This is a genomic window from Streptomyces sp. NPDC091289, from assembly GCF_044757365.1.
Taxonomy (GTDB): domain Bacteria; phylum Actinomycetota; class Actinomycetes; order Streptomycetales; family Streptomycetaceae; genus Streptomyces.
Genome location: NZ_JBIVUT010000018.1, coordinates 126,056 through 149,317, shown reverse-complemented (window position 1 = coordinate 149,317; position 23,262 = coordinate 126,056). Strand labels below are relative to the sequence as shown.

Sequence of the window (23,262 nt, the reverse complement as noted above, 5' to 3'; positions counted from 1 at the left end):
CGGCGGCGGTCATCCGGCCGCGTCCTTGAACCGCAGGGGCAGCGCGCGCAGGGTGCGCGCCGCGACGGCCTCGGCCGCGGCCACGTCGTCGGCGTGGGCGATCACACCGGCCAGGGCGTCGGCCCCGCCCCGGTAGGGCGGTACGACCGTGCCGGGGGCCAGCTCCATGCCCCAGAACACGTCGTGCACCCCCGCCCGGCGGGTCACGTCCCTGGGGTCGCCCACCCACTCGACGACCCCGCCGTCGGCGGGCTGGAACCGCTGGACGACCGCCCGGTCCCGCGTCGGCTCCAGCTCGGCCGGGTCCAGCGGGCGGCCGAGTGCCAGGCGCACCACGTTGGGCAGCGGGTCCACCCCGGTCGCCAGCCGCATCACCTCGGTGGCGATCCGGGCGCCGGTGATCCGGCAGGTGATCTCCAGGAGCACCACCCGCCCGTCGTGGGTGCGCAGGATGTCGGTGTTGATCACCGCCGGGTCCAGCCGCAGGGCCCGCGCCCCGCGCCGGACCGTCTCGGTGACCTCGTCGATCTGCTCGGCGGTGAGCCGGCTGGGCAGCGTGTCACCGCCCTCGAAGAAGTACGGGGCGAACTCCTCCTTGCGCCCGTACTCCCGGTCGGCGAAACCGAACCGGTGCAGCGCGCCGTCGACCATGAAGCCCGCCAGGGTGTGCTCTGTACCGCGCAGGAACTCCTCCACGACGATCCGGCCGCCGCCGGCCCGGAGCGCCTCGGCGGCCCGGGGGCGTATCTGCTCGGCCGACTCCACCTTCATCACGCCCAGCGAACCGGTCCGGTCGGAGGGCTTGAGCACGACCGGCAGCCCGATCTCCGCGACAGCCCGTACCGTCTCCGCCACGCTCGCGGCCGTCGCGAAGCGGGGCAGGTCCAGCCCGGCCCGGCGCAGGATCTCCAGCCTCCGGTCCTTGAGCGTGCAGTTCAGCGTGGTCTCCAGCGGCAGCCCCGGGCAGCCGAACCGGTGCGCCACCGCGCTGATCACCGGAGGGTTGTCGGCGCCCAGCGAGAAGACCCCGTCCAGCCGGTCGATCCCGGCCGCCGAGAGCGCCGCGAGCACGGCCGTGGTGTCGTAGGGGTCGCAGAGCACCAGGGTGTCCGCGGCCGCCCGGGCCCGGTCCCCGGGGGTGTCGGTGGCCACCACCAACTCCAGCTTCGGAGAACGCAGTTCGGCGAGCGACCGGTCCATCCCCGAGCCGAGCCCGCAGACCAGGATGCGGTCAGTCACGGCCACCTCCGGGGGCGGGAGCCACCGGGGCGCGCAGACTCAGCACCTGGAAGACCTCCGCATGGCCGGAGCCGGAGGCCAGCACGCCCCGGTAGCGGGCCAGCCCCCGGATGCCCTCGTCCCAGGCGGCGTGGCGCAACTGCGAGGCGTACGCCCGCATCGCCTCGACCTTGGTCTCGATCTGGCCGTCGATGTCCTCGGCGTACTGGAACCGGGACATCGGCGCCCACACCTCGTAGCCGAGGACCAGCCGGGGCGCGGGCATCGGCTCCCCGCCCGTCTCGTGGAAGAACTCCGACCCCGCCATCCACAGCGCCTCGGTGGCCAGTTGGTGCACCATCCGGTGCTCCACGTCGTCGTCGTCATCGTGCGGCAGGTAGATCACCTGCGGCCGGACCTCGCGCAGCACCCGGACCAGCTCCAGATGGACCCGGCGGGAGAGCGCGAAATCCCGGGACGGCTCGTCGAGACGGATGCAGCGGTGCACCCCCATGGCCTTGGCGGCGGCCGCCGTCTCCGCGGCGAAGTCCGCGTCGTTGACCCCGTCATCCAGGGCGCTGCGCTCGCGCCCGATGACCACGACCACCGTCACCCGGGCGCCGCCCAGGACGTGCTTGGCGATGGAGCCGCCGCACCCGATGACGTCGTCGTCGGGGTGCGGGGCCACCACCAGGACGTCACGGACGCCGGTCATGCCCCCGCCTCCGCGATCTCCCCGGCCCATGCGGCCCACAGGTCGGTCGCCGCGACACCTTCCGCGAACGAGGTGCGGGCCCGGAAGCCGAGCAGCCGGTGGGCCTTGTCGTAACGGGCCCGGGCCCGGGAGCGGTACAGGTCCAGCTCCCAGTCCGGAACCGGCTCGCCGGCCTGGTCGGCCGCCTGCTCCGCCGGGCCGCGCAGGGAGCGGATCGCGTCGAAGAAGGCGCCCCAGCGCAGTTCCTCGTCGTGGCCGACGAGGAAGCGTTCACCGGCCGCGGCGGGGGCGTCGACGGCCAGCAGCACCGCGTCCACGAGGTCGTCGACGTGCACGGCGTTGCACACGCCACCGCCGTCGCCGGACGGGAGCACCGCGAAGTCGCTCTCGGGTCGCCGCAGTTGGGTGATGGTCCACTGTCCGCCCCAAGGGCCGTAGACCACGCCCGGCTGGAGCACGACGGTCTCCAGGTCCGGTCCATGGGCGTCCAGCACCAGCTGCTCGGCGGCGAGCTTCTGCTGCTCGTACTCACGGTCGGCGGGGTCGGCCGGGCGGGCCGGGGACTCCTCCGTCAGATCGCCGGAGGCGGTGGGGTCGTACACGTCGATCGTGCTCAGGTGCACCACCCGGCGGACCCCCGCGGCGCGCGCCGCGGCCAGGACGCGGGCGGTGCCGTCGACCGATGCCGCCCAGCGTTCGGCCTCATCGCCGGAGCTGCCGAAGGCGGTGTGCACGACGGTGTCGCACCCTTCGAAAGCGGCCCGCAGCGCTGCGGCGTCCGTCAGGTCGGCCCGCCGGAAGTCGAGCTGGTCCTGCGGCAGCACCGACAGCCGTGCGACCCGGCCGAAGCCGCGGACAACCGGCCGGACCTTCGCCCGGCTGCCCAGGATCAGCCGCTCGACCAGCCGGCCCCCGATGAAGCCGCCCGCGCCGGTCACCGCGACCGTGCTGCCGTCGAGTGCGGGTACGCCCCCGGTGCCGCGGGTGGTCCAGGGCTGCGGCGTCCGCTCGCGCGCGGGACCCTCGTAGCACTCCTGGATCAGCTCCACGACCCGGACGCCGTCCTCGGCGCCGGAGTGCACGGTGGCCGAACCACGGGTGGCGGCAGCGAAGTTGGCGAGCTGCTCGGTGAAGAGGGCCTCCCACTCGCCCTGCGCGGGGGCGACGGCCTCGACGTCGCCCCGGTGCAGCTCCTCGCCGTCCGCCGTGGTCAGCACGCACTCCCCGGCGGGGAAGTCGGTGCCGATGGTGACGCGGGCGCGGGTGCCCGTGACGGTGCACGTGATGCCGAGGTCGCGCAGACGGCTGAAGTCGGCGTGCACGTCGACCGCGCCGAAGCGCAGGTGGACACGGGAGTCCGTCTCGACCCCGCCCAGCGCGTTGTCCTGGTGGCGGACCACCTCGACGTGGGGGCCGAGCCACCACAGCAGGGTGTCGAAGACATGCGAGCCGGTGTCGGTGAGCACACCGCCGCCGGCGAGCTTCCGGTCGAACATCGACCAGGAGACCGGCTCCCAGGCGTACGGGTGGCCCTCGGACCAGTCCACGCGTACGACCTCGCCGAGGTCGCCCGCGTCGATGAGGCGCTTGACCCAGGCGTAGGCCGGGAACAGGCGGCGCGGATGGGCCATCGCGAGGACCGGCGACGCGGGGTCCGCGGCGCGGGCGGCCAGCCGCCGCGCGTCCTCGACCGAGGTCGTCATCGGCTTCTCCAGCAGGACGTGCTTGCCCGCGTCGAGCAGCCCCTCCACGGTCCGGGCGTGGAGGGTGTGCGGGACGACGACCACGGCGGCGTCGAAGGCGTCGGCGGCCTCGGACGGGTCGGTGGCGATCACCACGTCGTCGGCGTCGGCGCCGCCCAGCTCGCGGTAGAGGGCGAGGGCGGCCCGGGCCTGCCCGGGGTCGCGGTCGACGAGCGCGGTGAGCCGCACGTCTCCCTTCAGCGCGGGGAGCGCCGGGATGTGGCAGCCGCGGGCGGCTGCGCCACAGCCGACGATGGCGAGGCGTACGGGGGTGGTCACGGTGTCTCCAAGGTGTCGGGGTACGGGGGTGCGGGGGTACGCGGGCGCGGAGGTGCGGGGGCGTCGCGCGGTGGCGTTGGTGTTACGGGGCCGGGCACGGGGCGGTCCGGGCTTCGGGCCGGTCAGGGTCCCGGGGCGGCCGTGTGGTGGACCCAGACGTTCGGCTCGGTGTACGTCCCGTGGCCGTCATCGCCGACCCGCAGCGGCACCAGCCCGCCGGGCAGCGGGTGGTCGCCAGGACCGGGGAGCGGGTGGCCCAGCTCCGCCTCCCACCGCTGGACCGGCTGACGGATCACCAGGGAGCTTTTGGCGATGCCGAGTTGGCGGGCGCCGAGCTCGAAGTGGGTACGCAGCCAGGGGTCGAAGCAGTGGCCGTCCGGGCCGCGCCAGGCGGCGTACGTCTCGATCGGGATCAGCGGGTAGCGCGGCTTGCGGGTGGGCCGGACCGGAATGATCACGCCGCGCGGACCGTGCTCGACGGCCCGGTGGCGGGCCTCGGTGAGCAGCCGTTCGGCGTGCCCGGCCGCCCGGTGCGCGGGTGCGACGGAGACCGAGAGCATGCACAGCGCGTCGGGGCGGGCCGGGGGGCCGTGGTCGACGGCCTCCACCAGCACCTCGTCGCTGCCCGAGGGCAGCGACGAGGCGGTGCCGTCCCACCGGACCGGCAGTCCGTTGGCCGCGGCCACCAGCCGCCCGTCCCGGCCCACCAGACAGAGCTGGTGGGCCGGATAGCGGTCGTACATCCCGTGCCAGCGCCAGTTGCCGGGAGACTCCCAGCTCATGAACGCGGGCATGTTGGCGCCGACCAGGGCGTCCAGCTGCGGCAGCAGCCACGGGTCCCGGGCGAGGTCGGTGAGAGCGAGGTCCACCGGGGCGCTCAGCCGAGCAGCCGGGTCTCGGTCGTCGCCCGCATCTCGCGGGAACGCCGCAGATCGGCGGTGACGCACACCCGCTTGAGCCAGCGGTCGGTACCGTCGTAGCGCGCCCGGAACGGCAGCCTCCCGTGTACGGCACGGTGGTTGTCGATGAAAAGCACGTCGCCCTCGTCCGCGACCACCTCCCGCATGCCGGCGTCGACCACCTTGAACAGCGCGTCGTAGGCGCGCCGGGCGTCGGTGTCGTCCTCGGGGACGGAGGTGAAGTACGGGTCGAGCCGCATGTACGGGTCGAGGCGCGAGCCGTAGAGCAGGGGTACGAGGGGCCGCTCGTCGATCATCCGCTGGATGGTGGCGAACCGGGCCGCCTCCTCCTCGGTGGTGATCGTGTTGTTCTTCGGCAGATGGGACTCGTCCGGGGCGATGTGGAACCGCGGCTCGAAGAGGATGCCGACGTCCTCGGCCGAGAGCGAGGAGAGGTCCAGCTCGCCGACGGTGGTGGGGACGCGGTCGGGGTTGCGCAGCGCCCCGAGGATCAGATAGTCGCTGCGGTACGGGTGGAACGCGTCCTCGGTGTGCCAGGTCAGCAACTCCGCGCTGCCCATGCCGAGCTGGTCGTTCTCGTGCCGGCGGATCGGGAAGATGTCGTGGACGAGGTGACCGTTCTGCTGGGTGGCCCAGCCGAACGGCTCGCCGAGCAGGGCCCCGTAGAGCATGAGCAGCAGCTCCTCGGGGAACTCCGGCCCCGGCCGGTCGCGCCCGCGCCAGTGCTCGGGCGTCGGGCCTATGCGGTCCTGGTCGAAGACGTGCCCGCGGATCACCGCGTGGCCGCGGCGGTCGGAGAGCTGGAACTCGCGGAGGAACCGCTGCGCGCCCGGCGGCAGCGACGCGGCGAGCCGCGGCAGGTCCCGCAGCAGCTCGGGATCGTCGAAGGACGGGTAGGCGGAGGCCAGGTGGATGCTGAGCTCCGCGGTCGCGGCGGCCTCTTCGGGCGTCAGGGTGTAGCCGGGCGTGGACGGGTCGGTGAGGTTCGACATGCCAACTCTCGCTAAGGGGTCGGGAAGGGGTGCTGCCCACGGATGGCCGGAGCCGGGCCGTGGGCCCTCGGGGTGGTGCGTTGGGGCGCCGAAGCGGTGCGTTACGGAGCCGGGCGCCGGGCGGAGCCGCTCCCGTACGGGGTGTTCGGGCGGGGCCTGAGGTGCGCGGACTGTTCGGGGCCGGGTGGTCAGGTGCGGGCGGTCAGGTGCGGGCGCTCTTCCGCTCGTCGAGCGCCGCCGCCGTCAGCCGGGGCGTCGGAGAGGCGAACAGCGCGCTCGCCCGCAGCCCCTCCGCCGCCGGGAAGGAGTCCCGCAGCCGGGCGAGCAGCCGCATGGCCAGCAGGGACTGCCCGCCGTGGGCGAAGAAGTCGTCGTCGGGGCCGAGCCCGGGCGCCCCCAGGACCTCGCGGAAGGCGGTCAGGACGGTGGCCAGGGGCTCGTCCGTCGGCACGGGCGTGGCCCCGGTGGGGCACGGCCCCGCCCCGCCCGCCGGGGCCGTACGGTCCGCGTCCGCCGCCCAGGCGGCGAGCAGCCTCTTGTCGATCTTGCCGTGCGGGTTCTTCGGCAGGACGGCCACCCGGTAGTGCACCCGGGGCACGGCCCACTCCGGCAGCGCCCGCGCCAACGGCCGTACCAACGCGTCCCGTTCGTCCGTCGCCGGGCGGACCGCCGTTCCGGGGAGCGGGGCGCGGCGCGGGTCGGCCGGGACGGTGAACGCCCACAGCGCGGTCCCGGTCTCCGGGTCGGGGAAGACCACGGCCTGGTCCACCTCCGGGTTCTCGCACAGGGCGCGCTCCACCCGGGCCGGCTCCAGCCGGTGGCCCCGGATCTTCACCTGGTCGTCGACCCGGCCGAGGAACACCAGGTGGCCGTCGGCGTCGATCCGTCCCAGGTCGCCCGTGACGTACACGCGTGCGCCGGGAACGGAGGCCGAAGGGTCGGGGACGAACCGGCGGGCGGTGGCGGCCTCGTCGCCGAGGAAGCCCCGGGCCAGCAGCGGTCCGCCGATGTGGATCTCGCCCGTCTCGCCGTCCGGCACCGGGTGCCCGTCCTGCCGGACGCTGATCTCCACGTCCCGCAGCGGTGTGCCGAGCGGGACCTCCTCGGCCCCCTCGGGGAGGAGCCCGGTGTAGAAGGCCGAGCTGACGGTGCACTCGGTGAGCCCGTAGACATGGGCCAGGGCGGCCGGCTGACGGGCCTGCCACGCACGGTAGGGAGCCGGGTCCATCCGCTCGCCGCCGACCACCACCGTGCGCAGCTCCGGCGGGGTCGTCAGGTCGGCGGTGGTCAGCCACCGCGCGTACTCCAGCCAGTACTGCGTGGACAGCTCCACCACGGTGGTCCGGGTCCGGGCCATCGTGGTGTGCAGCTCCTCCGCGTCCAGCGCCCGGGTGTCGGCCCGGCACACCACCGCCGCGCCCACGGCGAGGGCGGGGAAGACCTCCTCGATGACGACGTCGAAGCCGAGCGAGGCCACCTGGAGCCAGCGGTCCCCGGACGTCAGCTCCAGCCGTTCGGCGACCCCGGCGGCGAACCGGCCGAGCGCGTCGCGCTCCACGACCGTGCCCTTGGGCTCCCCGGTGGAGCCGGAGGTGAACAGGACGTAGGCCGGATCGTCGGGCCGGTGCCGTACCGGAGGACGTACGGCGTCCAGGTCGACGGGGACGTACGCCCCGTCCGGGGCGTGCCCGCCGTCGCCCAGGCACACGGCCGCGTCGGTGCGCCGCACCAGCGCGGCGCGTGCGGCGGCGGGCAGCCGGTCGTCCAGGACGGTGAACCCGGCCCCCGCCTTGAGCGCGGCGACCATGCCCAGGACCGTACGGGCCGGGTCGGGGAAGGCGAGGCCCACCAGCCGGCCGGGGCCCGCGCCCCGCCCGGCCAGGGAGCCGGCCCAGGCGTCGGTCAGCCGGTCCGCCGCCTCGTACGTCCACACCCGGCGGGGGGCCACCAGGGCGGGGGCCCCGGGGTGCGCGCGGACGGAGCGGTCCCACTGGGCGAGCACGTCGGGTGCGGTCGCGGCGGTCATCGGGCGGCCCCGGTGGCGGCGCGCTCGCGCAGGAAGGCCGAGAGGCCCGCGAGCCCGGCGCGGAAGCTCTCCTCGGGGCCGCCGAACCCGAGCCGGGCGCCGTGCGGCGCGCCGAAGGCGGTGCCCGGCACCAGCAGCGTGCGGTGCCGGTCGAGCAGCTCCAGGCAGAAGCGTTCCACCGCCTCCGGTGGAGCGTCGGCGTCCGCCAGCTCCCGGAAGACGGGCAGTGCGCACACCCCGCCCTCCGGCGGGGCGCAGCGCACCAGATCGGCATGGTCGGCCGCCCAGTCGGTCAGCCGGGCGAGGTTCCGCCGGGCCTCGGCCGCCCGCGCGCCGATCAGCGTGTCCGCGTGGCGCATGGCCCGCTCGGCGATCAGCTCCACCAGCGGCGAGAGGAAGAGCGTGGTGCGGTCGCGCAGCGGGAAGGACGCCCGGATCAGCTCCGGCGGCGCCACCGCCCAGCCCACCCGGAGCCCGGGCAGGCCGAAGGTCTTGGAGAACGTGCCGTACGAGACGGTGTTCCCGCCCGCCGCGCCCGGGTCCGGCAGGGCCTCCCAGCGGTGGGTGATCTCGGCGGTCGCCGCGTCCCACACCAGGGTCGCGCCGGCCGCCTCGACGTGCTCGGTCAGCTTCCGGAGGCCCTCGGGCGAGAGGGTCGCCCCGGAGGGGTTGTGCGGGAAGTTGACGATCACCGCCCGGGTCCCCGGCGTGACCAGCCGCTCCAGCGCGTCGGGGTCGATCTCGCCCTCGCGCACGGCGGAGGCCGGGAGTCCGACGGTCTCGCACCCCGCCGCCGAGGGGTAGTGGGCGAGCGAGTGGTAGATGCCCTCCTGCACGACCACCCGGTCGCCGGGGCGCAGCAGGGCGTGCAGGGTGAGCGCGATGGCCTCGCTGGAACCGTGGGTGACCAGCACCCGGTCGGCGTCGCCCGCCGCGTAGCGGTCCGCGATCGCCTGCCGGACGCCCGCCCCGCCCTGCGAGACGCTGTCGTCCATCACGACGGTGTCCAGGTCCTCGGCCCGGATGCCGCACCGTTCGCGTATCTCGGCGAAGGAGTACGGATGGACGCCGCTGGAGCTGATGTCGTGGATGTCGGGGGCCAGATGGCGGCGGTACCACTCCTCCAGCACCGGAGGATCCTCGTGCCGCGGACGCGGGCTGCTCATGGCTGTTGCACCTGTCCCTTCTATCCCTGGCGGGAGTCCCGCCACCACCGCTGACCGGAGAGCGGGAGCGTGTCGATGGGGTCGTAGTAGTGGTAGGAGCCGGTGCGGGCCTCGGGGTCCGCCGCCTCCAGCGGGGTGAGGTAGCTCTTGCTCCAGTGCGAGACGCCGAGGTCGCGGTCGTAGGAGTCGGCCTGGTCCACCCAGCGCTTCCCGGCCATCGGTACGTCGCACACGATGCGGGGGGTGGCGAACCCGGGGAGGTAGCCCATGATCTGATGCTGGATCAGCTGAGCCCGGTGCAGTGGCACCCGCCAGTGCTCGGCGTTCGGGATCATGTCGCACATGTAGAAGTAGTACGGCGTGATGCCGGCGTGGTCGGCGAGCGCGAAGCACAGGTCGAGCAGCTCGTGCGCGCTGTCGTTGACCCCGCGCATCAGCACGCCCTGGTTCCGTACGTCGTGCAGCCCCGCGTCGAGCAGCGCCCGGGCCGCGTCCGCCACCGAGGGCGTCACCTGCTGGGCCGCGTTGGCGTGGGTGTGCAGCGCGATCCGGGCCCCGCGGGCCCTGGCCTTCGCCGAGACCCGCGCGACGCCCTCCAGGATCGGGCCGGAGCGCCAGTGCTGGGGCAGCCCGATCAGGCCCTTGCTGGCCAGCCGGACGTCCCGGATCGAGTCGATGTCCAGGAGCTGGTCGAGGAAACGCTCCAGCCGGGGCCAGGGCATGTTCGCCAGGTCGCCGCCGGAGACCACCACGTCCCGGATGCCGGGGGAGGACCGCAGGTGCGTGAGGATGAGATCGGCCCGGTCGGCCGGTTTCAGCGTGAGCTTCGTCTTGGCCACCTGGGGCGTGGAGTTGCCCACCAGGTCCATGCGCGTGCAGTGCCCGCAGTACTGGGGGCACGTCGACAGCAGCTCGGCGAGCACCTTCGTGGGATAGCGGTGCGTCAGCCCCTCCACCACCCACATGTCCTGTTCGTGCAGCGAGTCCCGGCCGGCCATCGGGTGCGAGGGCCACTCGGGGTGCCGGTCGGAGAGGACCGGCAGCATGTAGCGCCGCACCGGGTCGTCGTAGAACGCCTTGGTCAGCTCACCCGGGCGGGCGCCCGCCGATTCCGGGGCCATGGTGTTGATCATCTGGGGCGGCAGCAGGACCGACATGGTGGCGCGCTCCTGCCGGTCGCGCTCCAGGTCCGCGTAGAAGCCCTCGTCCAGCAGCGTGCCCATGACGGCGCGCAGCCCCTTGGCGTCCTTCACGCAGTGCGCTCGCTGCCACTGCGGGTCCGCCCACTCGGCCGCGGTGACCTCGCGCCACCCCGGGAAACGTCGCCAGTCCGGCTCCACGAGCGGACGGCTCCGGTACTCGTAGGCGCCTTCCAGTGCCGCGGTCTCCGTCTGGCTGCGTGCTGTGTCCACCAACCCGCCACCTGTTCTCGTCGGTTCGGCCGTGTCGCCTGTCACCACTGATCCTGCAGAGGGCCGAGGTTGTACACGAGGGAGGATTGGCGGGGGTTGTTGTATGGGGCTCCTGATACGAGAGACCCGTACAACTCCGCCCGGTCGGGCCGGAAGCGGAAGGCGTCGGCGTGCCGTCGGCCACAGCACCGTGCCGGTGCGCCGAAATCGGGACGATCACCTTCCGAAGTGGCTGGAACCGACAGACGGTCGCTTGATCGGTGTGTCGGTGGCATGTACCAATATTCAAGAGATCCGGCGCGGAGGATTCCTGTCGGCCCGGCAGTCTCCGCCCGGCCGTACAACCGCCGACCACGGTTGTGCGGTTCGGCGACGCATGTGCGCTTCGTTCGGGACACCACCCATGAGCAGGGGGATATATGGCCAGGCCAGAGCGGTTATTGGATCCCACGGCCGGACCGCTGGAGGCGTTCGCGCATGACCTGCGCGGGCTGCGCCGAAAGGCCGGGAACCCTTCGTATCGCGCCATGGCGAAGAGCGCCCACTACTCGGTGGCGACGCTCGCGGAAGCGGCCAGGGGACTGCACAAACCCTCGTTGAAGGTGACCCTCGCCTATGTGGCCGCATGTGGCGGCGACGTGCCGACGTGGGCGCGCCGCTGGCACGATGTCAGCGAGGAACTGGAAGCCGAACAGTCCGAGGCCCGCCGCGAAACGGAGCCGGTGGCCAGAGAGCCCACGCGCCCCGGCCGGCCCGCCGTCGCACCGTACGGATCGGAGCCGTACGACTCCGATCCGTACGGCAACGAGCGTGTCCCGCGCCAGGAGTCCGGCCCGCCGGCCCCACGTGCCGCATCCGCCCCACGGGCCGCGGGGCGCGGCGAGGACGCGCTGACCGCCGACGAGCGCGACGAGCTGCGCCGCCTGCGCGGCGAGGTCGCGGAGCTGCGGCGGGCCAACGAGGTGCTCAAGGCGGCCTCCGCGATCTTCGCGGCGGATCTCCGCACAACGGCACAGGTCGTGTACAACCCGGCGGGCCGCCAGGATCGGTCGGCGTGACCGGCATGCCGCGCGCCTTCGGGCCCGGGGCACAGCCGAACGATCCCGACCGACCTTTGGGGACTGACCATGCGTGTGCTCGGAGTCAACGGCTGGCCCGGGGCCAGCCACGACGGTGCTGCCTGCCTCGTCGTGGACGGAGACGTCATCGCCCTGGCCGAGGAGGAACGCTTCACCCGCGACAAGCACGCCTACGGGCAGGCGCCCCTCCACGCCGCGGCCCACTGCCTCGCCGAGAGCGGTCTCACCCTGGACGACATAGACGTCGTCGCTCATGGGTGGGACCTCCCCACCCTCTTCCGGGACCGCGGGCTCGACTGGTTCGCCGACGACGCCGAGGCGCTGGAACACCTGCTGCCCAAGGCGCTGTTCCCCCGCTCCCGCGACCCCCGGCTGACCTTCGTCGACCACCACCTCGCCCACGCGGCCAGCGCCTGTCTCCTCTCCGGGCGCGACCGGGGCGCCATCCTCGTCCTGGACGGCCAGGGCGAGAACGAGAGCACCACGCTCGCCGTCGCCGTCGACGGCGAGATCAAGACCCTGCGGTCGTACACACCGGGCTGGTCGCTGGGGTACTTCTACGCCGCCGTCTGCGAGTACGCCGGGCTCGGCGCCGACGCCGCGGGCAAGATGATGGGCCTCGCCTCCTACGGCACGCCCCAGGACCTCACCTTCGGCGGTGCCCTCGGCTTCACCGACGAGGACTTCACGGTCGGCGTGGTGCCCCCCGGCCTGCGCTCCACCGGTGGCACCGACGAGGAGGACGCCACCATCCGGCACTGGACGGCGCACCTGGAGAAGACCCTCCAGCAGGCCCCGAACCGCTCCGTGCGCCGCTTCGACCCGCGCACCGGCCGCTACGCACGCGTCACCGCCCACGACCCCTTCGACTACCGCGACCTCGCCGCCACCGCCCAGGCCGCCCTGGAACGCGCGGTCATGGGGCTGGTGCGCGGGCTGCTGAGGGAGACCGGCGAGACCACGCTCATGGTCGCGGGCGGCGTCGGCTTCAACGCCACTCTCAACGGCAAGCTCATGCGGATGCCCGAGGTCGAGGACCTCTTCGTCCAGCCCCTCGCGGGCGACCAGGGGGTCTCGCTCGGCGCGGCGGTCTGGGTCGCCGCCCAGGGCGGCGACCGGATCCGGCCGATGAACGGCTCCGTCGCCTGGGGGCCGCAGTGGACCCCGGAGCGGATACGCCAGGTCCTCGACGCCTCGGGCGTCGCCTACACCGAGCCCGGGGACATCGCCGCCGCGACCGCCGGAGTGCTGGCGCGCGGGGGCGTCGCCGGATGGTTCCAGGGCCGCGCCGAGGGCGGGCCCCGCGCGCTCGGCCACCGCAGCATGGTCGCCGTGCCCGCCCCCGAGTCCACCCGTGACCGGGTCAACATCCGGATCAAGGACCGCGAGGCGTGGCGCCCCTTCGCCCCCAGCATGCGGGAGGAGGCGGCCGAGTCCCTGATCGGGACCACCACCCCGCTCCCGTACATGATCGTCACCACCCCGGTCACCGACGCGGGCGCCGAGGCCATGCCCGCCGTGGTCCACCGCGACCGCACCACCCGGCCGCAGACCGTCTCGGCCGCCGTCGATCCGCTCTACCACCGGCTCATCGGCGCGGTCGGCGAGTACACCGGCACCCCGGTCGTCCTCAACACCTCCTTCAACGGCCGCGACGAACCGGTCGTGTGCAGCCCGCAGGACGCGCTCGCCACCTTCCACCGCGTCCCGCTGGACGCCCTGGCGCTCGGGCCGTTCCTGGTGCGCCGCCCCACCGGGGGAGCGGGCGCATGACCGCCCCGTACCACGAGGAGACCCCGGTCAGCGGCGCACCGGAGCCCGACGAGATCCGCGCCAAGGTCGTGGAGTGGATCGCGGAAGCGGTGCTCACCCCCGAGACGGACCCGGTCGCCCCGCTGCGCGACCTCGGCGTGGACTCCCTCGACCTCATCCGCACCGCCCGCCGCGTCGAGGCCGTCTTCGGCGTGCGGTTGCAACTGCGCGAACTGTTCGGCCCGGAGACGACCACGGAGCGGCTGGCCGCGCTGATCTCCGAACGGGCTGCCCGGCGCGGCGCCCCCGAGTCGGTCCCGCCCGGCGCCGAGCACGGCCCGGTCGTGCTCACCCCGGCACAGGAGCAGGCGTGGGAGGAGCAGACCGGCGACCGGGGCCACTGGAGCCAGGCGCTGCTCCTCACCACCCGGCCCGGCATCGCCCCGGACGCCTTCGAGGAGGCCGTACGCCGCCTGGTCGCCGGGCACGCCTCCCTGCGCCTGGCCGTCGAGGCGCCCCCGGCCAAGCGGCCCCGGCAGCGGGCCGTCGCCGTCACGGTCGACGGTCCCCCCGCCGACGCCCTCGCCGGAATCCTGGACACCGTCGACCTCTCCACGCTCTCCTACGCGGAACTGTCGGCCGAGGTCACCCGGCGCTGCGCCGCCGAACAGGGCGCTCTCGATCCCGGCACCGGGCGGGTGGCCCGCTTCATCCGGTTCGACGCGGGCCCGGAGCGGCCCGGCCGGCTGCTCGTCGCCGTCCACCAGCTGGCGATCGACATGGTGTCCTGGTCCGTCCTCCTCGAAGACCTCCAGGAGCTGTACGAGGCGCTCGCCGCCGGCCGCCGGGACGTGTGGTGCGCCGAGGGCACCTCCTACCCGGAGTGGGCCCGCGCCCTCGCGGACCACGCCCGGACACCCGAGGCGGAGGCCGAGGCGGAGTGGTGGACGGAGGTGGTCCGCACCCCCGCGGGCATCCCGGTCGACCACGACGTCCCCGACCCCCGGGCCGCGAACACCGCCGCCACCGCCGTCACCCACCGCGAGGAGCTGCCCGAGGAGCTGACCGGCCGGCTCCACGCGGCCGCCCGCGCCCACCGCGCCCACCCCGGCGACCTCGTCCTGCATGCCCTGGGCGAGGCGCTGTCCGGCTGGCTCGACGAGCCGGCCGTCCGCGTCGACGTCCTGCGGCACGGGCGCGAGGAGAGCGTGGGCGACAGCCATCTGACCCGTACCACCGGCTGGTTCACCACCACCGTCCCGGTCCGGCTCGACCTCGCCACCGGCACCCCGGCCGGGCGGCTCGCCCGGACCGTCGGCCACCTCGCGGCGATGCCCGGCGGGGGAGTGGGCCACGGCGCGCTCGGCCGCCACGGCCGCCCCCGGATCGCGGCCGCGCTGCGCTCCGCCCCGCCCAGCGACATCTCCTTCGACTTCGAGGGCGACGACGCGGACGCACTGCCGCTCGGCGGGCTCCTGACGGATGTGGCGCCCGAGCCGGCCGGGGAGATCACCGCCCCGCACTGGGTGCGCCCCCACCTCATCGAGGTGATCGCCACCACCGACGACGGAGTGCTCCGCGTCGAGTGGTGGTACTCCACGGCTCTGCACGACAGGACGACCGTACGCCGGCTCGCTGCCCGCCACCGGACGGCCCTGGTCGCCCTCCTCGCGGCATGCGAGGCCAATGGCTCCACGCCCGGCGCCACCTGACGAAGCGCCGGTGAAGCACCCGCTCGAACGAGGGCTGACGGTTCGTCGCCGACCGCACCCCGCCCCTCTCCCCCCCACGGACGGACCAGTGGAGACGCCTGCCATGACCCTGCCCAGCGTGCTCGACCCCTTCTTCGCCCTCGCCCGATCGCAGCCCGACCGGCCCGCCGTCGTCGACAACGGAGTCACCGTCACGTACGGCCGGCTGGCCGGCTGGGCGGAGGCGGTGGCCGATCTGGTCGCCGCCCGCGCCCCGGGTCCGCAACCGCCCGTGGGCGTCGCGGTCCACCACAGCGTCCGCGACATCGCCGCCGTCCTCGGCATCCTCGCGGCCGGGCGCGCCTTCGTCCCCGTGGGCGAGGGCCCCGACGGCCACCCCGACGAGGCGCTGCGCGCCCTCGGCTGCGAGGAGCTGGTCGCCACCGCCGACAGCGGGCGACTGCCGGCCGTACCGCGCGTCCTGCGCCCCAACTGGGGCCGCCCGCGACCTCTTTCGCGGCAGAGCGGGGAACCCGTCCGGGCCGAGGACCCTGCCTACGTGCTGTTCACCTCGGGCTCCACCGGGGCCCCCAAGGCCGCCGCGATCCCGCACGGCGCACTGCACGCCGTCCTTCCCCACCTGATCGAGCGGTACGGCGCGGGTCCGGCCACCGTCGCCCTCAACTTCCACCGGGCGGACGGCGACACCTGCCTGGAGGAGATCCTGCCCACCCTGCTCGCGGGCGGGATCGTCGTCCTCGACGAGGAGGCCGAGACCGACCTCGACCGGGTCCTCACCGACCACGAGGTCACCCTCGTCAACCTGCCCGTCGACTACTGGCACATCTACACCGGCCACCTGCTGGAGACAGGTCGCAAACTCCCCGACCGCGTCGAGACCGTGGTCATCGGCGGCGAGGGCGTCCGCCCGGACATGCTGGAGCGCTGGGACCGGCTCGGCGCCGGTCACGTCCGGCTGCTCAACACCTACGGCTCCACCGAGACTGCCCTCGTCACCCACAGCGCCGTCCTCGCCGGGCCGGACAGCGCGGGCCCGTTCCCCGAGGGCGTGCCGATCGGACGCCCGCTGCCGTCCGTGCGCCAGGCCGTCGTACCCCGTCCGGAGGCGCCCGACGGCCCCGGTGAACTGTGGGTGGCCGGCCCGCAGCTCGCCATCGGATACCTCGACGACCCCGAGCGCACCGCCGCCTGCTTCACGGAGGCCGATCTCGGCGACGGCCCGGCCCGCTGGTACCGCACCGGCGACCTCGTCCACGAGGCCGCCGACGGCGGTCTGGTCTTCCACGGCCGCCTCGACCACCAGGTCAAGATCCGCAGCCACCGGGTGGACCTGCTGGACGTCGAGGAGGCGCTCGGGCGGCTCCCCGGCGTGAGCGCGGTGGCCGCCGCCCCGCACATCAAGGGCGAACACACGGTGCTGGTCGCCTTCGTGGTCCTGGGCCCGGGCACCACGACTCCGCTCCCCACCGCCACCGCCACCGAAGCCCATGCCACCGCCACCGCCACCGCCGACACGTTGCGGGAGCGGCTGCGGGCCGTCCTCCCCGACCACTGTGTTCCCGACCGGATCATCGTGGTCCCGGCTCTCGCCCACACCCGCACCGGCAAGGTCGACCGCACGGCCACCCGGGACCGGTACCTGTGACGAACCGGCTCTTCGACCCCTCGGTCGCCCCGGCCGCCGTACCCGAGGTGAACGTCCGGGGCCCCTGGTCCTTCCTCTGGTGGCTGGTCCGTGTCCGCCCCTGGCCGCTGGTGCTCAGCGCGCTGCTCGGCACGGTCTGGATGGTGCCGCTCGCCCTGACCCCGCTGGTCGTCGGGCAGGCCATCGACGGGGCCGGGCAGGGCGGTGGCGCGGGTGACGTGGTGCTGTGGGCCCTGGTGGCGCTCGGCCTCGGCGTCGTCCAGGCCCTCGCGGGCGCGGGCCTGATCCAGGCCGCCGTCGGAGCCGAGGCGCACGCCGTGTCGTACAGCCACCGGGTGCTGATGAGCCAGGTGGTCCGGCTCGGCGCCACGCTGCGCGCCAAGGCCCGCTCCGGGGACGTGGCGGCCTCGGCCGCCGCCGACGTCGAGAGCATCGGCCAGGCGTTCGAGGTCGTGGGCCGTACGGTCGGGGCGGTGATCGCCGCCGCCCTCGTGACCGTCGCGCTCACGGTCACCTCCCCGCTGCTCGGCCTCGCCGTCCTCATCGGCGTGCCCGCCGCCGTACTCAGCATCGGACCCCTGCTCCGCCCGCTCCAGGCGCGCGACGAGGCCCAGCGCGAGCAGATGGGCATCGCCACCTCCCAGGCGGGGGACATCGTCGCGGGCCTGCGCATCCTGCGCGGCATCGGCGGCGAGACACGCTTCGCCGAGCGTTTCCGCCGCACCAGCCAACAGGTGCGCAGGGCGGGCGAGTCGGCCGGACGGATGGAGGCATGGCTCCAGGCGGCGGGCGTCCTGCTGCCCGGCCTCGTCACCGTCGGCATCGTCTGGTTCGGCGCCCGCCTCGCCCTCGACGGCACCATCACCGCCGGTGAACTCATCGCGTTCTACGGTGCTTCGGCCTTCCTCACCCTGCCCGTCAGCACCGCGACCGAGGCCGCCGAGACGGTGAGCCTGGCCCGGGTCGCCGCGGGCCGGATCTGCACCCTGCTGCAACTGGAACCCGACACCGTCGCGCCCGCGCACCCCGAACCGCTGCCCCCCGGACCGCTCTCCCTCACCGATCCGGAGACCGGCATCACCGCCCGGGCCGGGCGGCTGACCGTGGTCGTGGCGCCCACCGACCGGACCGGCGACCTCGCCGACCGCCTCACCCGGCCCGTACGGTCGGACGGCGCCCCGCCCGTGCTGCTCGGCGGCGTACCGCTCGACCGTGTGGACCTCGCCGAACTGCGTGCCAGAACGCTGCGCTCCGGCCCCGGCGACCCGCTGTTCACCGGCACCGTACGGGAGGAGCTGACCGCCGCGACGCCCTCCCGTTCCCCGGAGTCGCTGGACCGGGCGCTACGCGCCGCCGACGCCACCGACGTGATCGACGCGCTCCCCGGCGGGCTCGACGCCCGGGTGGACGAGGGAGGCCGGGCACTGTCCGGAGGTCAGCGCCAACGCCTGGTGCTGGCACGCGCGTTGCTCGCATCCCCCGATGTGCTGGTCCTGGAGGACCCCACCGCCTCCGTCGACGCCCACACCGAGGCCCGGGTGGCGGAGCGGGTGGCCGCGCTCCGCACGGGACGGACCACCCTCGTGTTCAGCGACAGCCCGCTGTGGCGCGGGGTCGCCGACCACGAGATCCGCCTGGACGCGGACCCCGCCCCCGCAGGCCCCGACCGCCCCGCAGGAGAGCCCTCGTGACGATCACTCCCACCCGGGCGAGCGCCGGGCCCGACCCCGCCGGAGAGGTCGCGGCACTCGGGCGGCTGCCGCTGGCCGGCCGGGCCGACGTACGCGCCTGGGTCGGCGCGTTCCTGCGCCGCGAGGCCCGCCGACTGGCCCTCACCTTCGGTCTGTTCGCCGCCGCGCTGCTCGCCGGGCTGGTGGGCCCCCGGCTGCTCGGCCGGCTGGTCGAGTCTGTCAAGGACGGCACCGGCACGGGCCGGGTCGACCTGTTCGCCCTGGTCTTCTTCGGCGTCCTGGTCGGTCACGCGCTGCTCGCCCGCGCGGCCCGCACGCAGGCCACCCTGCTCGGCGAACGCGTCCTGGCCCGCACCCGCGAGCACTTCGTCCACCGGGTCCTCGGGCTGCCGCTGGCCCAGGTCGAGAGCGTCGGCACCGGCGACCTCCTCAGCCGCGCCACGACCGACGCCGACCGGCTCAACGAGAGCATCCGGCAGGCCGTGCCACGGATCGCGCTCGCGGCCGTCACCCTGGTGTTCACGGTCGCCGCGATCGTGCTGACCTCGCCGCTGCTCTCACTCGCGCTGCTGGCGGGGCTGCCGTTCGCGGTGCTGTCGACGTGGTGGTACCGGCCGCGCGCGACCCGGGCGTACGAGCGGCTGCTCGCCCAGGAGGCCGACGTCCTGGCCGCGGTGCACGAGACCGCGCGGGGCGCCGCGACCGTCGAGTCCCTCGGGCTGGGGACGCGGCAGCGCGCACGGCACGGCCGGGCGGTCGACGCCGTGGTCCGCACGCGGCAGCGCACCACCTGGCTGCAGACCGTCTGGTTCCCCAGCCTGGACCTCGCCACCATGGTCCCGATGGCCCTGACCCTGCTGATCGGCGGCCTCGCCTACCAGCGGGGCGAGGTGGGCCTGGCCGAGGTCACCGCGGTGGTCCTCTACGTACAGGCCCTCGGTGAACCCCTCGACGACCTGCTGACCTGGACGGACGAACTCCAGATCGGCAACGCGGCGTTGCGCCGCATCCTGGGCGTGGACCTGCTCCCGAGCGAGGAGAAGCGCCCGCCCGCGCCCACCGAGGGCCACGCGATCCGCCTCGAAGGGGTCGCCTTCGGGTACGGGCCGGACCGGGTGGTCCTGACCGGGATCGACCTCGACATCGCGCCCGGTGAACGCCTCGTCGTGGTGGGCGCATCGGGCGCGGGCAAGTCCACGCTCGGCAAGCTGCTGGCCGGTGTGCACCACCCGGACCGGGGAACCGTGCGCATCGGCGGAGCCGAGGTGTCCGGCCTTCCGGTCGAGCAGCTGCGCCGCGAGATCGTGCTGGTGACGCAGGAGCAGTACGTCTTCAGCGGCACGCTGCGGGACAACCTCACCCTGACCGGCGGGGGAGAAGAACCGGAAGCGGAGGACGGGCCGCTGTGGGAGGCGCTGGAGACGGTCCTCCTCGCGGACTGGGCACGGACGCTGCCCGACGGCCTGGACAGCGAGATCGGACCGGGCGCCGCCCCGGTCCCCCCGTCCACCGCCCAGCAGCTCGCCCTGGCCCGCCTGCTGATCTGCGACCCGCACACCCTGGTCCTCGACGAGGCCACCGCCCTGCTGGACTCCACCGCGTCGCGCCGGGTGGAACGCTCGCTCGCGGCCCTGATCGAGGGCCGGACGGTGATCTCGATCGTGCACCGCCTGGACTCCGTCCGGGACGCCGACCGCATCGCGGTCATGGACCACGGCCGGATCGTCGAACTCGGCAGCCACGACAAACTCCTCGCGGCGCAGGGAGCGTACGCCTCCCTCTGGCACTCCTGGGAGTCCGCCCGCGGCAACGAACCCCCGGCCAAGGACCTCCCGGCCTGACGGGCACGGGAACTTGCGCCTGCGCCTGCGCCTGCGCGAGGGGCCGGACCACGGGAAGCCGGGGCCGGCCTTCTCGGCGGCCATGACCCCAGGAATAGGTCAAGGGCCTGATCCACTCAGTGGATCAGGCCCTTGACCTGGTGTTTCAGCTGTCGGGGTGGCGGGATTTGAACCCACGACATCTTCGTTCCGAACGAGGTTCGATCAAGAACGACACCGAGCAGTTTAGTGTTTTGCCTGCTCAGGAGGTTGGATTGGAATGGTCTCGGGCTGTCTGGAAGAGGCTTCGGGAGCGGGCTGGCTCCCAGATGGCTCCCAGCGGGCAGCGTCTGTTGTCGTGCTTGCGCATCAGGTCGGTGACCAGCGCTTGATCGCGAGCAGCGTCGGAGCACCCGGACGGATCCCGCAGGATCTGGCGTTTCTGGAGCCATGTGTTCCGTTCAGCTTCCCGGAGCGCGAACACGCGCTCGGCTCTGCCGTACAGTCCCGGCCGCGCGGGAAGATCTCCAGCGGGATGACAGGGAGATTGCTGAACGACTCTCGGCAGACCACCTAGAAGTCATGGTCCGGCAGCCTCCCCAACTCAAAAGAGCCCATGTCAGATTCGCCTGTGAATGCCGCCGCCGACCTCGATTCTCCGGCTACTCCAGCACGGAGAGGAGTCCGCCCCACTTGCCCATATCTGGGGCAGGGAGCCCCCAGACAAGGTACGGGCACCCGTCGCCGCCGCACGTGCCCCCGAGGAGAGGTTGGACTCCGGCGGCAAGGAGCTCGGCCGCCAAGCCCTGGGGCGGGAGCAGGGCCATAGGGGGCCCGGCGAGCTCCGCACGTTCCAAGACAAGCCGGTCACGGGTGAGGAAAACGTGAGCGCCAACGGCCTGAGCCTCAAGTACCAAGTCGCGGTCAGCGCCATCAGGAAGGCCGGTCACTTCACCGACGGGAGTGGGCGACGGTCCCTGTGACGGCGCAGGCACAGACCAGTTTCCCACCTGGAATGCCAAGCTGTCCGCTAACGCGTTGATCGACGGAAGCCTGTGTTCCAGGAAGCGCTCGGTGACCTTCTTGGCGTCGGTCTTTGAGCGGGGGGTTACCACGAATCGAATGTCGCGCAACAGCCACAGGTTGAGAAGGTCCGCGAGGCCGTACAGCTCGTCGGTGTAGGCGATGTCCGCCGCAACTCGATCGGGCAGCGACTCGTCGTTCATGAGCGCGGCCCCATGCTGCTGAAGGTCGATCAGGACGTTCGAGTCGACGGCGACGACCAACGGACCGTGGTAGCCGGGCGGCAGCAGACCCGGGAGGACGTGATGGCAGAAGCCCAGCCCTCCATCCTCGGTGACTTCGTGGAGCACCTTCGCAGACTACGCCGGTGCGGGAAAGTGATGTAGACCAGCCGAGGCACCGACCTTGCTGGCCAGGCTCAACTACCATCCTGCGTAGGTGGGGATTTGGCCCGGGGGATGAGGACAGAGCTACTTACGAGACGTCCAGAGGAACGTCTCGGTTCTCAGCTCCACGGATCGCTCGGACACCAGGCGTCGGCAAGGGGTTGCAACGGGAGCAGGGCTGGAACTGGGCATGAAATACGACATCGCAGCCCCTGAACCTGCAGGCATGGTCGCATCGCTCAGCTCTCTCGGCTATTCACTGCCCGCCGCCATCGCGGATCTCGTGGACAACAGCATCTCCGCGAAGGCAGCCAACATCGACATCGAGTTCACATGGGCTGGACAGGACTCGTGGATCGCTGTCGTCGACAACGGCGAAGGGATGAGCGCGGACGATCTCGTGACCGCCATGACCGTGGCTGCGCGCGGTCCCGCCACACCGCGTACCGCCACGGACCTGGGGCGCTTCGGCGTCGGACTCAAGTCCGCGTCGTTCTCCCAGGCCCGTCAGCTCACCGTCGCGACCGCTGTCTCCGGAGAGTGGCACGTACGTACGTGGGATCTCGACGTCGTTGAGAAGTTCGGTGAGTGGAGGCTGCTGCACGGCGCGGACGAGGCGACGGCGGACCTGCTCGACAGGATCCGCGGTAGGGCTGATCATGGCACGGTCGTTTTGTGGCGGCGGCTAAACGGATACCACGTCGACGGCGTGACCGAGGACGACGAGCGGACCCAGAAGCAGTTCTACGCAGAGGCCGCCCGCGCGGAGTCGCACTTGGGCATGGTCTTCGCCCGGTTCCTGACGGGCAGTCGTCGCCGTACCATGCGTGTCTCCGGTAGCCCGGTCGAGCCCTGGGACCCCTTCCTCTCCGGTCACCCTTCTGTTCAGCCCCTCCCTGTGGAGCAACTTCCGCTCGGCACCGGCTTCGTACGAGTGGAGGCGTTCGTCCTCCCCAGCGCGCAGCGGCTCACGCCTGCCGAGTACGACAAGGCCAGCGGCCCACGCGGTTGGCTCGACCAGCAGGGGTTCTACGTGTACCGGCGGGACCGTCTGATCCTGGCCGGCGACTGGCTTGGCCAGCGCGGTGTACGCCGCGAGGAGAAGTACAACCTGGCACGGATCGCCGTGGACATCCCCGCCGGGACGGACGTCGAGTGGGGCGTCGACGTCCGCAAGTCCAGCGTTGTGCCGCCCGTCGGCCTGCGTCCCCACCTCCGCCGGATCGCTCTGCAGGCTCGGAGGAGGGCTGCCGACGTGCTGCGCCACCGCGGGCAGATCGCGGCGCGAACGCACGGTGACCCACTCCTCTACGCGTGGAACGTCCGCCGTGCGAGTGACCAGGTCACCTGCAGGATCAACCGTGGTCACCCCTTGGTGAGGGCGGCGCTACGCCCCGGCGGCGCCAGTACAGACGACGTGCGAGCCCTCATCCGCCTGTTGGAGGAGACCGTGCCGGTTACGGCCCTCCGTGTGATGCATGAGACGGACACCAGTGACGACCCCGAGCCCTTTGGCGGTCCGGGACCTGCCGACGCCGGCGCGACGGAGGTCGCACAACGGATCTACGAGGCGATGGTCACCGACGGTCGTTCGCCCGCAGCTGCCCGGGAGCGACTCCGGACCATGCCCCCCTTCGATCAAATGCAGGGCTTCTGGAGTGGGTGAGCCCGTTGTCAGTAGTCG

The 23,262-nt window shown here is 73.3% G+C and carries 15 protein-coding genes and 1 pseudogene; 7 read left to right on the top strand and 9 right to left on the bottom strand.

Translation table 11 applies throughout. From position 1 onward, the window contains the following. Positions 1 to 9: 9 nt before the first annotated feature. The 8 genes from ACIQPT_RS24315 to ACIQPT_RS24280 form a co-directional block, all read right to left on the bottom strand. Complete coding sequence (locus ACIQPT_RS24315) at positions 10 to 1,239, bottom strand: acetyl-CoA carboxylase biotin carboxylase subunit family protein (RefSeq protein WP_401158390.1); 1,230 nt, start codon at positions 1,237 to 1,239, stop codon at positions 10 to 12. Then, positions 1,232 to 1,933 carry a PIG-L deacetylase family protein gene (locus ACIQPT_RS24310; RefSeq protein WP_401158388.1) on the bottom strand — a complete coding sequence of 234 codons (702 nt, stop codon included), beginning with the start codon at positions 1,931 to 1,933 and terminating at the stop codon, positions 1,232 to 1,234. The genes ACIQPT_RS24315 and ACIQPT_RS24310 overlap by 8 nt, the downstream gene beginning before the upstream one ends. Next, entirely contained in the window at positions 1,930 to 3,954 is a 2,025-nt protein-coding gene (locus tag ACIQPT_RS24305; RefSeq protein ID WP_401158386.1) for an NAD-dependent epimerase/dehydratase family protein, read from the bottom strand. The genes ACIQPT_RS24310 and ACIQPT_RS24305 overlap by 4 nt, the downstream gene beginning before the upstream one ends. 122 nt (positions 3,955 to 4,076) lie before the next feature. Continuing rightward, on the bottom strand, positions 4,077 to 4,823 hold the full coding sequence (locus tag ACIQPT_RS24300; protein WP_401158385.1) for a GNAT family N-acetyltransferase: 747 nt from the start codon (positions 4,821 to 4,823) through the stop codon (positions 4,077 to 4,079). A gap of 8 nt (positions 4,824 to 4,831) precedes the next feature. Continuing rightward, positions 4,832 to 5,866, bottom strand: a complete 1,035-nt coding sequence (vioC, locus tag ACIQPT_RS24295; protein ID WP_401158383.1) for an arginine beta-hydroxylase, Fe(II)/alpha-ketoglutarate-dependent — start codon at positions 5,864 to 5,866, stop codon at positions 4,832 to 4,834. A gap of 202 nt (positions 5,867 to 6,068) precedes the next feature. Then, complete coding sequence (locus ACIQPT_RS24290) at positions 6,069 to 7,892, bottom strand: amino acid adenylation domain-containing protein (protein WP_401158381.1); 1,824 nt, start codon at positions 7,890 to 7,892, stop codon at positions 6,069 to 6,071. Beyond that, positions 7,889 to 9,058, bottom strand: coding sequence for a capreomycidine synthase (vioD, locus tag ACIQPT_RS24285; RefSeq protein ID WP_401158379.1), 1,170 nt, complete (start codon positions 9,056 to 9,058; stop codon positions 7,889 to 7,891). Before vioD ends, ACIQPT_RS24290 begins: the two co-directional genes overlap by 4 nt. Positions 9,059 to 9,078: 20 nt before the next feature. After that, positions 9,079 to 10,470: a KamA family radical SAM protein gene (locus tag ACIQPT_RS24280; RefSeq protein WP_401158378.1), complete on the bottom strand. Its 1,392-nt coding sequence runs from the start codon at positions 10,468 to 10,470 to the stop codon at positions 9,079 to 9,081. An 890-nt stretch (positions 10,471 to 11,360) separates the two neighbouring features. On the opposite strand from ACIQPT_RS24280, the pseudogene ACIQPT_RS24275 reads away from it, so the two are divergent. The 6 genes and pseudogenes from ACIQPT_RS24275 to ACIQPT_RS24250 all read left to right on the top strand — a co-directional run. Continuing rightward, positions 11,361 to 11,459: pseudogene (locus tag ACIQPT_RS24275) on the top strand (XRE family transcriptional regulator); the annotation flags it as partial. A gap of 138 nt (positions 11,460 to 11,597) precedes the next feature. Beyond that, positions 11,598 to 13,322 (top strand): carbamoyltransferase, encoded by a 1,725-nt coding sequence (locus ACIQPT_RS24270; protein ID WP_401158377.1) that lies wholly within the window; start codon positions 11,598 to 11,600, stop codon positions 13,320 to 13,322. Next, on the top strand, positions 13,319 to 15,013 hold the full coding sequence (locus tag ACIQPT_RS24265) for a condensation domain-containing protein (RefSeq protein WP_401158375.1): 1,695 nt from the start codon (positions 13,319 to 13,321) through the stop codon (positions 15,011 to 15,013). Before ACIQPT_RS24270 ends, ACIQPT_RS24265 begins: the two co-directional genes overlap by 4 nt. 103 nt (positions 15,014 to 15,116) lie before the next feature. After that, positions 15,117 to 16,658, top strand: coding sequence for an AMP-binding protein (locus tag ACIQPT_RS24260; protein WP_401158373.1), 1,542 nt, complete (start codon positions 15,117 to 15,119; stop codon positions 16,656 to 16,658). Next, entirely contained in the window at positions 16,655 to 18,349 is a 1,695-nt protein-coding gene (locus tag ACIQPT_RS24255) for an ABC transporter ATP-binding protein (protein ID WP_401158371.1), read from the top strand. The genes ACIQPT_RS24260 and ACIQPT_RS24255 overlap by 4 nt, the downstream gene beginning before the upstream one ends. Continuing rightward, on the top strand, positions 18,346 to 20,190 hold the full coding sequence (locus tag ACIQPT_RS24250; RefSeq protein WP_401158369.1) for an ABC transporter ATP-binding protein: 1,845 nt from the start codon (positions 18,346 to 18,348) through the stop codon (positions 20,188 to 20,190). The genes ACIQPT_RS24255 and ACIQPT_RS24250 overlap by 4 nt, the downstream gene beginning before the upstream one ends. Positions 20,191 to 20,831: 641 nt before the next feature. Here ACIQPT_RS24250 and ACIQPT_RS24245 read toward each other — a convergent pair. After that, positions 20,832 to 21,542: a hypothetical protein gene (locus tag ACIQPT_RS24245; RefSeq protein WP_401158368.1), complete on the bottom strand. Its 711-nt coding sequence runs from the start codon at positions 21,540 to 21,542 to the stop codon at positions 20,832 to 20,834. Positions 21,543 to 21,768: 226 nt separating this feature from the next. Here ACIQPT_RS24245 and ACIQPT_RS24240 point away from each other — a divergent pair, with 226 nt between their 5' ends. Beyond that, a complete protein-coding gene (locus ACIQPT_RS24240) occupies positions 21,769 to 23,244 on the top strand; it encodes an ATP-binding protein (RefSeq protein WP_032776858.1) in 1,476 nt (491 codons plus the stop codon). The last annotated feature ends 18 nt before the right edge of the window (positions 23,245 to 23,262 follow it).